Source organism: Streptomyces sp. CB02261 (genome assembly GCF_001905665.1).
Taxonomy (GTDB): Bacteria; Actinomycetota; Actinomycetes; order Streptomycetales; family Streptomycetaceae; genus Streptomyces.
In genome coordinates this window covers 529,132-541,718 of record NZ_LIVX01000002.1, presented here as the reverse complement: position 1 = coordinate 541,718, position 12,587 = coordinate 529,132, and the positions used below count along the sequence as shown (strand labels likewise).

The following is a 12,587-nucleotide window of genomic DNA, read 5'->3' as shown; positions in this document are numbered from 1 at the left end:
TCGTCCGTCGAAAACGGGACCGGTGGGCCACCACCGGTCCCGTTCGGCGTTCTCGGCTAGAGCCCCGTCCCCAGCAGGCCCGGCAGCTCCCGCATGTGCTCGAAGACCACCGTCCGGGGCCCCGCGAGGCGCTCCGCCAGGGACAGGCCGCCGCAGTAGCCGAAGGCGCGCATGCCGGCGGCGCGGGCCGCCTGGATGCCGTACGGGCTGTCCTCCACGACCGCGCAGCGTTCCGGGGGGACGCCCATCGTGGCCGCCGCGTGCAGGAAGAGGTCCGGCGCGGGCTTCCCACGGGAGACGTCCCGTGCGCTGAACATCCGGCCCTCGAAGCGGTCCAGCAGGCCCGTGCGCGTGAGGTTCTTGCGGATGCTGGCGTGACTGCCGTTGGAGGCGAGGCAGTACGGGAGCGGCAGGGCGTCCAGGACGTCCGTGACGCCCTCGACCGCCGTCAGCTCCGCGTCCAGGGCGTCCTCGTACCGCTGCCGGAAGGGCGCGCCCCAGCCGGGCTCCAGCGGGCGGCCGATCCTCTCCTCCAGGATCGAGGTGAGGAGTTCATGGGAGGAGCCGACGAAGTGCTCCACCATCTCCGCCTCGGTGAACTCCGCTCCGAGCGTGGCGAACACCTCCCGGTCCACCCGGCAGTAGATCCGCTCGCTGTCCACCAGGACACCGTCACAGTCGAAGATCACCAGCTCGACAGGCTCATGAGTCATGATCCAGAGCCTAGGGGGTGCCCCGTCGATCAGGCCGGGCCCCCGATGAGTTCTCGTCCCGCGTCCGGTCTCCACCGGTGTGGACACCAGTCAACCGCTTGTCGTGACCCTGCCCGCCTGCCCCACCCGGGACGAGGTGGCGCGGCTCTGTGCCGCACTCGGCGCCGCCCCGCCCGGTGACGTGGTCTGCGAGGTCGGCGCCCTCGCGCGGGCCGACCTCGCCGCCGTCGACGCGCTCGCCCGGCTGAGACTCGCGGCCGGCCGCCGAGGCCACCGCATCCGCTTCCGAGGAGCAGGACCCGACCTGCGGGCCCTGCTCCTCCTGACCGGCCTCGACGCGGCCCTGGAGGCCTAGTGCGGCCTAGGCCTCCAGCCGCGCCGGCAGGTCGAAGAGCGGGAACCAGCGCTCGGTGTCCAGGAAGAAGTCCATCCCGGCGACCTTGCCGTCCCGCAGCTCCAGGACGATGAGCGCCCACGGGGCGAAGCCGCCCTCCGGGTCCGGGTGGTACTGCGCGAACGCCGGGGAGCCGTTCGCCACGGTCGGCACCAGCTTCGAGCCGGCGCAGACCTCGCCGACGCCCAGCATCCAGCCCACGATGTCGTCGTGCCCCTGGAGCCAGAGGTCGTACGGCGGCATGGACATGGTCGCGTCCTCGTGGAGGAGCGCGGTCAGCGCCTTCATGTCGTAGCCCTCGAAGGCGGCGACATAGCGCTCCAGGAGCGCCTTCTGCTCCTCGTCGAGCGGGTTCGCCGGGTCGGAGGTGGCCGGCGCCTGCTCGGCCAGGGTCGCGCGGGCCCGCTGGAGCGCGCTGTTGACCGAGGCGACGGTGGTGTCGAGGAGCTCCGCGACCTCGCTCGCCTTCCACGCGAGCACCTCGCGCAGGATGAGCACCGCCCGCTGCTTGGGCGGCAGGTGCTGGAGCGCGGCCACGAACGCGAGCCGCACGGTCTCCCGGGAGACGGCCGTCTCCGCCGGGTCCGCGACCGAGGGCAGCACCCGCCCGTCGGGGACCGGCTCCAGCCAGGTGATCTCGGGCTGCTTGACGAGCTGCGCCTGGGCGACGGGCGTCGGCGAGGTGAGGTCCATCGGCCGAGCCCTCCGGTTGCCCGCGTTCAGCGCGTCCAGGCAGACGTTGGTGGCGATCCGGTACAGCCAGGACCGCAGCGAGGAGCGGCCCTCGAAGGAGTCGATGGCCTTCCAGGCCCGCACCATGGTGTCCTGCACCGCGTCCTCCGCCTCGAAGGACGATCCGAGCATCCGGTAGCAGTAACCGGTCAGCTCTCTGCGGTACTTGTCGAGTTCGTCGGTCGTCGCGGTCGCGGCGTCGCTCATCGGGTCCACACCCCACTCACCCCTCACCGGCGCCCGTTCGGTGCCGGTGAGGGGAAGCTACCGCAGCCGACTGACAGTCGGGGTCACGTTCCCGGCTTGCGTCCGTAGACGAAGACGTCGTCGCCGTTCCTGAGCAGGTTCCAGTACGCCTTGGCGTCGGCCGAGCGCATGTTGACGCAGCCGCCGGAACCCGGCGGGTTCCACATGGACTTCGTGGTCGAGTGGAAGGCCTGCCCGCCGTCGAAGAACTGCGCGTACGGCATGGAGACGTTGTACAGCGTCGACCAGTGGTTGATGTTCCGCCAGTAGATCTTCTTCGAGCCGGTACGCGTCTCGGTGCCGTCCTTGCCCGTACGGACCGGAACGGGCCCGTACTTGAGGCGGGCGCCGTCCTGGATCCAGCTCAGCTGGCGGGTCAGGTCGACGCAGGCGATCCGGCCCCGGTTGGTCGGGCAGGTGCCCGCCCGGTTCGGGTTGGTGCCCGCCGCCTTCTGCTGGAGCATCGTGTTCATCGTGCGCCAGGTGAGCGGCCCCGCGTACCCCATGGTCGGGGTGATGCCGTGCTTGCGCTGGAAGGCCTGGATGGCCTGACAGTCGCCGAGCGACTGGCGGCCGTCGACGGTCCGCCCGAGGAACTTCTCCACCTGCTTCTGGTACGGGCCCGTCGTCACGTTGCAGGACGCCGCCTGCGCCGGAGCCGTACCGAGCGCGATCGTCATCGGCACCACCAGTGAGGTGAGGCCGGCCGCGATTCCCGCTCTCTTCCCTATGCGACCCGCGATGTTCTTCATGATCGTCAACTCCCCCTTGAGTCCTATGCTTCAGGACGTCCGGGGGAGCGACTCAGTTGCACCGGAATCCGGCCGGAATCAGCAGGACGCGACGGGCCGGATCCGCCGCGCCTCCAGACGGGCGCTGTGGCTGCCGTACAGCGTCACCGACACGACGCCGAGGACCGCGACGAGACCGATCAGGACCGTGCCGGCCCACCCGCCCGCGTGGAAGGCGATCGCGCCGAGCGTGCCGCCCGCGCTGCTGCCGAGGTAGTACGCGGACTGGTAGAGCGCCGAGGCCTGCGCGCGGCCCGTCGTCGCCGTGCGGCTCACCGAGGAGGAGGCGACCGCGTGGCCCGCGAAGAAGCCGGCCGTGATCAGGACGAGGCCCGCGAGGACCACCGCCAGCGCGTCGGCGAGCGAGAGCAGCAGGCCGAGGGCGGTGGTGGAGACCGCCAGGTAGAGCGCGCCGCGCCGGCCGAGCCGCCCGACGAGCCTGCCGGCCGCGGCCGAGGAGACCGTACCGACCAGGTAGACCAGGAAGATCGAGCCGATCACGCCCTGCGGCAGCGAGAACGGGGCCTCGACGAGCCGGTAGCCGATCACGGTGTACACCGCGCCGAAGACCGTCATGAACAGGGCGCCGATCACGTACAGCCGCATCAGCAGCGGATCGGCGAGATGCGTCCGCACGGTCCGCGCGAGGGCCCTCGGGTCGAGCGTGCCGGGCGTGAAGTGCCGTGCCTTCGGCAGCAGCGCCCGGAAGGCCAGCGCGCACAGCAGGGAGGTCAGGCCGACGGCGGCCAGACCCGCGCGCCAGCCCCACAGCTGGGCCACCCAGCCGGTCACCAGACGGCCGCTCATGCCGCCGATCGAGTTGCCCGCCACGAACAGGCCGATCGCCGCGATCAGCGCCCGGGGGCGGACCTCCTCCGCGAGGAAGGCCATCGCGGAGGCCGGCAGCCCGGCGAGCGCCACGCCCTGGACCGCGCGCAGGGCGATCAGGGACTCCAGGTTCGGGGCGAGCGGCACCAGGAGCGCCACGGCGACCGCGACCGACAGGGAGGCGGTCATCATCGCGCGCCGGCCGAAGCGCTCCGAGAGGGCGCTGAGCGGGAGGACACACAGGGCCAGGGCGCCGGTCGCGGCCGAGACCGTCCAGGAGGCGGCGGACGCGGAGGCGCCGAACTCGGCCGAGATGGCCGGGAGGAGGGCCTGCGTGGAGTAGAGGAGGGCGAAGGTGGCGAGGCCCGCGGCGAAGAGCGCGAGGCTCATCCGGCGGTAGCCGGGCGTACCGGGGGCGAGGCGGGTGTCGGCGGACGCGGTGGTGGCGGCCGCCTGGGTACTGGCGGAAGGCATGTCACGAACGTAGGACGATCCGTTTCATGCGTCCAATGCACGGAACTGCTGTAATCGTTCCCATGGTGCATGAGTACAGGTCACAGCCTCGCCTGTCACCGAACAGTAACGAAGAAGACATGGGACTGCTCCTCGCCCCGCGGCTCGCGTACTTCGCGGCCGTCGCCCGGCACGAGCACGTGACCCGCGCCGCTGCCGAGATGGGCGTCCCGCAGTCCACACTCTCCCGGGCCATGGTCCGGCTCGAACAGGACCTCGGCGTCACCCTCTTCGCCCGCCGCGGCCGCACGGTCTCCCTCACCCCTGCCGGGCGCCGCTTCCTCACCGCCGCCGAACGGGCCCTCGCCGAGGTGGAGCGGGCCGCCGACACCGTACGGGCCGACGCCGACCCCACCGCCGGCCGTGTCGCCTTCGGCTTCCTCCACACCATGGGCTCCGAGACCGTCCCCGGCCTCATCCGCGCCTTCCGCGTCGACCATCCGAGGATCCGCTTCACCCTCGTCCAGAACTACGGCGAGGCCATGATCGAACGGCTCCGGGCCGGGGACCTCGACCTCTGCCTGACCTCCCCGGTGCCGGACGCCCCCGACCTGGTCGCGCGTCGGCTCGACGAGCAGCGGCTCCGGCTCGTCGTCCCCGACGACCACCGGCTCGCGGGCCGCAAGCGCGTCCGCCTCGCCGAGGCCGCGGACGAGACCTTCGTGACCCTGGAACCGGGGTACGGGCTGCGCCGCATCACCGACGACCTGTGCGCGGAGGCGGGCTTCCGGCCCCGGGTCGCCTTCGAGGGCGAGGAGGCCGAGACGCTGCGCGGCCTGGTCGCCGCCGGCCTCGGTGTCGCCCTGCTGCCCCCGCCGGCCGTCCCGCGTCCCGGCGTCGTCGAGCTCACCGTCACCGCGCCGCGCGCGGTCCGGGAGATCGGCGTCGCCTGGCTCGACGGGCACCCGGACACGGCCCCGGTCGCCGCCTTCAAGAAGTTCCTCCTCAGCCGCAGGGGCCACCTGCTGCCGAAGGAGCCCTCACCGCCGCAGTGAGCCCCCGAAGCCCGCCGCCAGCGGCATCCGCAGGCCCAGCGGCGGGGGAGCGGCCATCGCGTCGGTCACCGGCCGGGCCACCGGCCGGGCGAAGAGGGCGCCGAGGACGAAGTCGGCGGCGAGGGCCCGCACCTCGTCCGCGTACTGGCGCAGCGCGTGGCCGTCCGAGTGCACCTCGAACCGGCAGGTGTCCCGGTTGGCCTTCTTCGCCCGCTCCGAGTACCGGAACGACAGCTCGGGGTCCGTACGGGCGTCGTTCGTGCCGTGCACCAGCAGCACCCGGCGCCCCACCAGCTGCCGTACGGCCTCGGGCTCCGCGGCCACGTCGTCCTCCGGCAGCCAGGGGGCCAGGCCCAGGACCGCGCCGACCGCGCCGTGCCCGGCCGCCCGCAGCGCCGCCCGTGCGCCGAGCCCGTGCCCGACGAGACAGACCGGGACGTCGCCGTAGCGCCGTACCGCCTCCGAGACCGCCCAGGAGGCGTCCTCCGCGAGGTTCGCGTCGGCCCCGTTCCAGCCGCGCCCCCGGTAGCGCACCACATGGGCGACGAGCCCCTCGGACCGGCCCGCGCGGACGAGCGCGCGCCCGAGCGGCAGCATCGCCGCGTGCGCCCACGCCGAGGCGCCCCGCCCCGACACCGGCTCGCCGTCGGGCAGCAGCAGCACCACGCCGCCCGCGGTCGCCGACGTCCGTGAACCTCCAACAGGCCGTCCGAGCCGGGGTCTCCGGGCCTCGGGCGGCCCCACGAGTGCGAAGTGCGCCATGACAGAACAGTCTCAGAAGCGGAGGTGTACGCCAGTCGTACGCGCGGTCTCTGTTACGTATCGCCCGCGGACCGAACGCCCGCACCTCCTAGGACCGTTCGAATCGGGACACGCTGCCGATCGTCTCGAAGCCCTTCCGCGCGTACCAGCGGTGCGGCCAGTCGTCCGGGCGCGCGGTCAGGAAACGGGTGGTGCAGCCGGCGTCGGCGGCCAGGCGTACGGCCGTGTCGAGAACGGAGCCGGCATGCCCCTGCCCGAGGTGCGCCTCGTCCGTGACCAGGTCCTCGATCTGCGCGACCCCGCTCGCCGGGTCCATGTACAGATCGGCCCAGGCGGCCGTCTCGCCCGCCGGGCCGAAGGAGGCCAGGAAGAGGACCACCTCGGCGCCCCGGCGCCGGGCGGCCCGCCGTTCCACCAGATCGTGGACGTGATCGGGGCCTGCCTGGGGTGCGATGCGGTGCCAGGACGCGGTCACAGGCGCGCGCAGCGCGTCGAGGCCCACTTCCCGGGCGCCGCCTCGCGCGGGCACCGGGCCGGTGTGGCGCATGAGGAGCGAGGTGGAGTGGCGATACCCGGCCGTGGACATCGGCCCGAGACAGACCTCGGCGACCGTCTCGTCGAGGACGTAGGCATGACGGTACGGGAGACGCGCCATCAGCTCGTCGACCCGCGCGGGCAGCGCCTCCGCGTCGGTCTCCCCGTCCACCAGGACGTGGTTGTTCCCCCGGGACAGCGCGTACGCGTCGTCGAAGGCGGCGAAGCCGCCGGGGAAGTCGACCGTACGGGCCGCCTGCCTGCGGTCGAAGCCGGACAGGAAGTCCTGGACGCGGCGTAGCTCGGAGCGGGGAGTCGCGGAAGTCATCGGCCCACGCCAGGTGTTCGACGTCCCGGTCCGCACCGGAAAGAGCCTGGAGCGGACACGGCGCAGCGAGGCGCGCTCTACGCGCGTAGGGGCTAGAGTGCGAAAATGACGAGCCAGACTCCCAGCATCCCCACCGCGGACCAGATCCGCCGCGCCCCGAAGGTGTTGCTCCACGACCACCTCGACGGCGGGCTGCGCCCCGGCACGATCATCGAACTCGCCCGCGAGCAGGGCTACTCGCAGCTCCCCGAGACGGAACCCGACAAGCTCGGCGTCTGGTTCCGCGAAGCCGCCGACTCCGGTTCGCTGGAGCGCTACCTGGAGACCTTCGCGCACACCTGCGCCGTCATGCAGACCCGTGACGCCCTCTTCCGTGTCGCCGCCGAGTGCGCCGTCGACCTCGCCGAGGACGGCGTCGTGTACGCGGAGGTCCGCTACGCCCCCGAGCAGCACCTGGAGGGCGGTCTCACCCTCGAAGAGGTCGTGGAGGCCGTCAACGAGGGCTTCCGGGAGGGCGAGCGGCAGGCCAGGGCGAACGGGTACCGCGTCCGGATCGGCGCCCTGCTGACCGCGATGCGGCACGCCGCCCGCGCCCTGGAGATCGCGGAGCTCGCCAACCGCTACCGCGACGCCGGCGTCGTCGGCTTCGACATCGCGGGCGCCGAGGCCGGCTACCCGCCCACCCGCCACCTCGACGCCTTCGAGTACCTCAAGCGGGAGAACAACCACTTCACGATCCACGCCGGCGAGGCCTTCGGGCTGCCCTCCATCTGGCAGGCGCTCCAGTGGTGCGGTGCCGACCGGCTCGGCCACGGCGTCCGGATCATCGACGACATCGAGGTCGCCGACGACGGCTCGGTGACCCTCGGCCGGCTCGCCGCCTACGTCCGTGACAAGCGGGTCCCGCTGGAGATGTGCCCCTCCTCCAACCTGCAGACCGGGGCCGCCGACTCGTTCGCCGAGCACCCCATCGGACTGCTCCGCAGGCTGCACTTCCGGGCCACCGTCAACACCGACAACCGGCTGATGAGCGGGACGAGCATGAGCCGCGAATTCGAGCTGTTGAACGAGGCATTCGCTTACACGCTCGACGACATGCAGTGGTTCACTGTCAATGCGATGAAATCAGCGTTCATTCCTTTCGATGAACGACTCGCCATGATCAACGAGGTCATCAAGCCCGGATATGCCGAGCTGAAGTCCGAATGGCTGTTCCAGCAGACCGCCACGACCAGCGACTCTTCCCGTACGGAGGGCTGAGTCGCCACCGCGTCACGGGGACGGGAGCGGCCGGGCGAGTACGACACCCGGCCGCTTTCCGGTGTTTGCGGAGGCGTCGATCCCTGGTTAGGTTGCAGAGCCGCTCTGCATTCCCAGGATTTCCCCTCCCGGCTTTTTCCTCGAAGCCCCCGGATTCCCCCAAGGAAGATTTTCAGATGAAGCAGTCTGCCGCCAAGAAGCTCGGTGTCGCCGCTCTCGGTGCCGCTTTCGCCGCTGCCGCCGCCGGCACGGCCTCCGCCGCACCGGCCGCGCCCGCCACCCCCGACGCGCTCGGCCTGGTGACCCAGACCGTGCCGCTGGGGGACGGCCTCACCGAGCTCCCCGACGGCGCCGCCGAGTCCCTCGGTGTCGGTCAGGGCGTCCTCGGCCAGGGCCTCGACCAGGGTGTGAAGACCCTTCCGGGCGCCGCCGGCCAGGCCACCCAGAACCTCCCGCTCGACGCCGTCACCGGCGGCCTCGGCGCTACCCCGCTCGGCGGCCTCCTCGGCGGCCTGCCGCTGGGCGCCGGCGGTCTGCCGATCGGCTGACCACCGCCGTACACGCAGGAGGGGCGCGTACCCGGTCGTCCCGGGTACGCGCCCCTTCGGCGTGCGTCCGTGCGTACGGCGGCCTCTACCAGGCCGTGCTCGCGCTCTTCTCCGCCGGCAGGAAGATCCACAGTCCCAGGTAGATCAGGAACTGCGGGCCGGGCAGCAGGCACGAGGCCACGAAGATCACGCGCATCGTCGTCGCGGAGATGCCGAAGCGCCGGGCCAGCCCCGCGCACACTCCGCCGATCATGCGTCCGTCCCGGGGGCGGGCAAGTGCGGCCATGGTGGGCTCCTTCGGAGTCGGTCCGGGAGCCGCTCCTTCGGGCTCCCGATGACTCCATACTGCCGCCGGACGGGTGTCCGGGGCGTCGGTCTACCGGGCGATCGGAACCCTGGTAATCGTCGGGGTCGCACCCTGAGACCCCTCGCCCCGCAGAAGGGCGGAACCCTCGCCCCGGCCCGTCCCCGCGGAGGAGCCCGCCCGGCCCCCGTCCGACCTGCGGCGCAGCCAGGTCCGCCCGGCCGGCACGAGGAGGAGGTGCGCGAGCGCCACCCCCGCCGTGTTCAGGAGGATCGAGTCCACGTCCACGACCTGACCCGGCACGGCGGTCTGCAGCAGCTCCACGCCCAGCGACACCAGCGCCCCGGCGGCGGTCGTCCGGACGAGCGAGGCCCAGTGGGAGACGTTCAACCGCCCGTCGGCCATCGGCAGCAGCACCCCCAGCGGCGCCAGGAGCAGCAGCCCCTCACCGATCAGCCGGGCCGCCTCGGTGGCGCCGAGGGCGAGGTCCGCGCGGAGGCCGTTCAGCGGGACGGTGTTCGGCGCGGTCACCCAGGCCACGTCCCGTGGGCGCAGGCTGACCCAGGCGACGAGCAGCAGATGCGCGACGACGAGGACGAACCCCGTCACGCGGACGACCACGGCGGCACTGCCGCCCGAACCTTGACGCTGCACGCCCCCCAAGACGCCCCGCACAGCGGAATCGGTTCCGCCGGGTACGGCCGGACCCGGGGAGGACCCGCCCCCGAGGGTGCGGAGGCGGCCCGCTCAGCCCGTGGCCGTCGCCGCCGGGGCGGTCGTCGGGGCGGTCGCCGGAGCGCTCGCGGGCGCCGTCGGCGGCGCCGACTCCGGGCGCTCGCGCAGCTCGGTCGTGCACCGGTAGCGCTTCGGCTCGTACGCGCCGGGGCCGCCGAGCAGGACGGTGTGGCCGCCCGCGCCCGCCGAGCTCTCCGCGAACGTGCAGACCAGCTGCGACAGGGCGGTCGGCGCCAGGTCCTCGGGCTGGCGGCTCAGCCGCAGCGTCCCCGCCGGATCGCCCGAGTGGCCGCCGCTCACCACCAGCGGCCCGCGCACCGCGCTGGTGAACCCGGCCTGCCGCTCGCTCTCCGAGGGCTCGGCGAGCAGCTGCGCGAGCAGCCCCCCGGCCGTACGCACCGGATCGCCGCCCGCCTTCTCCTCCGGCAGCGGCGACCGCCGGTCCACCGCCTCCAGCTGCGCCCCGCAGACCAGGAACACCCGGACCGGCACGCCCTGCACCGGAGACCCCGTCGCCCCGCCCGTGGCCGTGCTGCACGGGACCCGTGACGGGGCGGCGCCCGCGTCGACCGGGACCGACGTCGTCCTGATCCCGCAGCCGGTGACGGACACGGCGAGCGCGGCCGCCGCGAGCGCCCCCGCCCCGGCCGTACGCCTGAAGGTGCGGCGCCTCACGCTTCCTCCACCTCGCCCTGGCTGCTGCGGGTCTGCACCTCGCGGGTGATCCCCGACGCGTCCAGGGGCAGCCGCAGCACGAACACCGCGCCGTCCACCGTCCCGTCCTCACCGACCGAGTTGGAGGCGGTGATCGAACCGCCGTGGATCAGCGCGTTCTCCATGGCGATCGACAGTCCGAGGCCGCTGCCCTCGGACCGCGGCCGGGACGCGCTCGCCTTGTAGAAGCGGTCGAAGACGTGCGGGAGCACCTCTTCGGGGATGCCGGGGCCGTGGTCGCGCACCGCGATGACCAGTTCCTCGGCCTCGGTGCGCACCGAGACCCGGACCGGCGATCCGCCGTGCTTCAGCGCGTTCCCGATCAGGTTGGCCAGGATCACGTCGAGCCGGCGCGGATCCAGCGGCGCCACGATCCCGCGCTCGGCGTCCAGGTCGACCGCGTCGAGCCAGGCCCGCGCGTCGATGCACGCCGTGATCTGGTCGGCGATGTCCACCTCGTCGAGGACGAGCCGGGCGGTGCCCGCGTCGAAGCGGGTCACCTCCATCAGGTTCTCCACCAGGTCGTTGAGTCGCCGGGTCTCGCTGACGACGAGGGCGACGGCCGGGGCGATCATCGGGTCGAGGGAGTCCTGCTCGTCCTCCAGGACCTCCGTGACGGCCGTGAGCGCGGTCAGCGGGGTCCGCAGCTCGTGCGACATGTCGGCCACGAACCGGCGGGAGGACTCCTCCCGGGCGCTCATGTCCGCGACCTTCTTCTGCAGCGACTCCGCCGCCCCGTTGAACGTACGGGTGAGATCCGCCAGTTCGTCCGCGCCGGTGACCCGCAGCCGGGTGTCCAGCTTGCCCTCGCCGAGCTGCCGGGCCGCCTCGCCCAGCCGGTGCACCGGGCGCAGCACGGTCGTCGCCGCGACCTGCGCGAGCAGCACCGAGCCGGCCACCGCGAGCGCGGTGGCGATCCCCAGCGACCAGGCCAGCGAGTTCAGATCGGCCTTCTCCGCGGCCAGCGACTTGTACATGTAACCGGCGGGCCCGCCGCCGCTGATCCGCGTCCCGCCGACCAGGTACGGCGTCCCGTTGCGTTCCGTACGCTGCCAGAACAGGTGGTACGCGTACGGGTCGGCCTCCGTGACCTTCCGCTCGGTGTCCACGGCCTCCGTCAGCGACCGCGGCACGTCGGCCAGGGTGAAGTCGTCCGGGTCGGAGGCGCCCACGATCGGCTTGCCCGCGTCCCGCTCACCGAGCAGCAGCACCTGGTAGTCGCGGCTGCCGGTCGCCATCTGCTCGGCGGTCCGCCGCAGCTCGTCCTGGGTGGGCCGCAGCGGCAGCGTCGCCGCCCGGTTCTGCATCTCCTGCCGGAAGTCGTTGAGCGCCCCGTCCTGGGTACGGGTCAGCACCGCCTCGCGGTTCAGCCAGTACGCGATGCCGGAGGCGGCGACGGCCGCGGTGAGGGCGACGAGGGCGAAGACGACGACGAGTCGCAGCCGCAGGCTGGAGAGGCGCAGCCGCGTGAGGATCCCCTTGCTCACGCAGGGACGTCCAGCCGGTAACCGACCCCGCGCACGGTACGGATCAGCGTCGGCGAGGACGGCACGTCCTCCACCTTGGCGCGCAGCCGCTGCACACAGGCGTCGACGAGCCGCGAGTCGCCCAGGTAGTCGTGCTCCCACACGAGCCGCAGCAACTGCTGTCGGGAGAGCGCCTGACCGGGCCGCCGGCTCAGTTCGAGGAGCAGCCGCAGCTCGGTCGGGGTCAGCTGGAGGTCCTCGCCGTTCTTGGTGACCGTCATCGCGGAACGGTCGATCACCAGCGAGCCGTACGTCGCCGAGTCCGTCGACTCCCGCTCGCCGCGCCGCAGTACGGCCCGGATGCGGGCGTCGAGGACGCGGCCCTGCACCGGTTTCACGACGTAGTCGTCGGCGCCGGACTCCAGGCCCACGACCACGTCGATGTCGTCGCTGCGCGCGGTCAGCAGGATGATCGGCAGCTGGTCCGTGCGGCGGATGCGCCGACAGACCTCGAAGCCGTCGATGCCGGGCAGCATGACGTCGAGCACGACCAGGTCGGGCCGCTGCTCGCGCAGCAGCTGGAGACCGTCCTCTCCGGTCGCGGCGGTGGCCACCCGGTGGCCCTGCCGGGACAGGGAGAGTTCGAGGGCCGTGCGGATGGCGTCGTCGTCCTCGATCAGCAGCAGAAAAGGCACGGGCGTCATTCTGTCCCATGCGGCCGTCC

General features: G+C 72.8%; 15 protein-coding genes. 4 read left to right on the top strand and 11 right to left on the bottom strand.

The genetic code is table 11. From position 1 onward, the window contains the following. Positions 1 to 56 precede the first annotated feature (56 nt). Complete coding sequence (locus AMK29_RS07975; protein WP_079196794.1) at positions 57 to 713, bottom strand: HAD family hydrolase; 657 nt, start codon at positions 711 to 713, stop codon at positions 57 to 59. 103 nt (positions 714 to 816) lie between these two features. Between AMK29_RS07975 and AMK29_RS07970 the strand changes: the two genes are divergently transcribed. Then, positions 817 to 1,068 (top strand): STAS domain-containing protein, encoded by a 252-nt coding sequence (locus AMK29_RS07970; RefSeq protein WP_241845203.1) that lies wholly within the window; start codon positions 817 to 819, stop codon positions 1,066 to 1,068. A gap of 6 nt (positions 1,069 to 1,074) precedes the next feature. Here the strand turns inward: AMK29_RS07970 and AMK29_RS07965 are convergent, their stop codons facing one another. The 3 genes from AMK29_RS07965 to AMK29_RS07955 form a co-directional block, all read right to left on the bottom strand. Continuing rightward, positions 1,075 to 2,046 carry a sigma-70 family RNA polymerase sigma factor gene (locus AMK29_RS07965; RefSeq protein WP_073810701.1) on the bottom strand — a complete coding sequence of 324 codons (972 nt, stop codon included), beginning with the start codon at positions 2,044 to 2,046 and terminating at the stop codon, positions 1,075 to 1,077. An 83-nt stretch (positions 2,047 to 2,129) separates the two neighbouring features. Continuing rightward, positions 2,130 to 2,837 carry a L,D-transpeptidase family protein gene (locus AMK29_RS07960; RefSeq protein WP_073809707.1) on the bottom strand — a complete coding sequence of 236 codons (708 nt, stop codon included), beginning with the start codon at positions 2,835 to 2,837 and terminating at the stop codon, positions 2,130 to 2,132. 78 nt (positions 2,838 to 2,915) lie between these two features. Next, positions 2,916 to 4,178 (bottom strand): MFS transporter, encoded by a 1,263-nt coding sequence (locus AMK29_RS07955; protein WP_073809703.1) that lies wholly within the window; start codon positions 4,176 to 4,178, stop codon positions 2,916 to 2,918. A gap of 62 nt (positions 4,179 to 4,240) precedes the next feature. Here AMK29_RS07955 and AMK29_RS07950 point away from each other — a divergent pair, with 62 nt between their 5' ends. Beyond that, entirely contained in the window at positions 4,241 to 5,212 is a 972-nt protein-coding gene (locus AMK29_RS07950; RefSeq protein WP_073809699.1) for a LysR family transcriptional regulator, read from the top strand. On the opposite strand, the gene AMK29_RS07945 is transcribed toward AMK29_RS07950, so the two are convergent. Both AMK29_RS07945 and AMK29_RS07940 read right to left on the bottom strand, forming a co-directional pair. Continuing rightward, positions 5,198 to 5,974: an alpha/beta hydrolase gene (locus AMK29_RS07945; RefSeq protein WP_073809695.1), complete on the bottom strand. Its 777-nt coding sequence runs from the start codon at positions 5,972 to 5,974 to the stop codon at positions 5,198 to 5,200. The genes AMK29_RS07950 and AMK29_RS07945 overlap by 15 nt on opposite strands. 88 nt (positions 5,975 to 6,062) lie before the next feature. Continuing rightward, the gene (locus AMK29_RS07940; RefSeq protein ID WP_073809692.1) at positions 6,063 to 6,836 is read right to left on the bottom strand and encodes a GNAT family N-acetyltransferase; all 774 of its coding nucleotides are present in this window, start codon (positions 6,834 to 6,836) and stop codon (positions 6,063 to 6,065) included. Between the two features lie 105 nt (positions 6,837 to 6,941). Between AMK29_RS07940 and AMK29_RS07935 the strand changes: the two genes are divergently transcribed. Both AMK29_RS07935 and AMK29_RS07930 read left to right on the top strand, forming a co-directional pair. Further along, the gene (locus AMK29_RS07935) at positions 6,942 to 8,096 is read left to right on the top strand and encodes an adenosine deaminase (RefSeq protein WP_073809688.1); all 1,155 of its coding nucleotides are present in this window, start codon (positions 6,942 to 6,944) and stop codon (positions 8,094 to 8,096) included. A gap of 176 nt (positions 8,097 to 8,272) precedes the next feature. Continuing rightward, entirely contained in the window at positions 8,273 to 8,644 is a 372-nt protein-coding gene (locus AMK29_RS07930; RefSeq protein ID WP_073809685.1) for a hypothetical protein, read from the top strand. An 85-nt stretch (positions 8,645 to 8,729) separates the two neighbouring features. Here AMK29_RS07930 and AMK29_RS07925 read toward each other — a convergent pair whose 3' ends face one another. The 5 genes from AMK29_RS07925 to afsQ1 all read right to left on the bottom strand — a co-directional run bounded on the left by AMK29_RS07925 (position 8,730) and on the right by afsQ1 (position 12,558). Next, positions 8,730 to 8,930: a PspC domain-containing protein gene (locus tag AMK29_RS07925; RefSeq protein ID WP_073809681.1), complete on the bottom strand. Its 201-nt coding sequence runs from the start codon at positions 8,928 to 8,930 to the stop codon at positions 8,730 to 8,732. A gap of 90 nt (positions 8,931 to 9,020) precedes the next feature. After that, the gene (locus AMK29_RS07920) at positions 9,021 to 9,602 is read right to left on the bottom strand and encodes a VanZ family protein (RefSeq protein ID WP_073809677.1); all 582 of its coding nucleotides are present in this window, start codon (positions 9,600 to 9,602) and stop codon (positions 9,021 to 9,023) included. 93 nt (positions 9,603 to 9,695) lie between these two features. After that, positions 9,696 to 10,358 carry a hypothetical protein gene (locus AMK29_RS07915; RefSeq protein ID WP_073809673.1) on the bottom strand — a complete coding sequence of 221 codons (663 nt, stop codon included), beginning with the start codon at positions 10,356 to 10,358 and terminating at the stop codon, positions 9,696 to 9,698. After that, positions 10,355 to 11,884 carry a sensor histidine kinase gene (locus tag AMK29_RS07910; RefSeq protein ID WP_073809669.1) on the bottom strand — a complete coding sequence of 510 codons (1,530 nt, stop codon included), beginning with the start codon at positions 11,882 to 11,884 and terminating at the stop codon, positions 10,355 to 10,357. The genes AMK29_RS07915 and AMK29_RS07910 overlap by 4 nt, the downstream gene beginning before the upstream one ends. Next, on the bottom strand, positions 11,881 to 12,558 hold the full coding sequence (afsQ1, locus tag AMK29_RS07905) for a two-component system response regulator AfsQ1 (protein WP_017239746.1): 678 nt from the start codon (positions 12,556 to 12,558) through the stop codon (positions 11,881 to 11,883). The genes AMK29_RS07910 and afsQ1 overlap by 4 nt, the downstream gene beginning before the upstream one ends. Positions 12,559 to 12,587 lie beyond the last annotated feature (29 nt).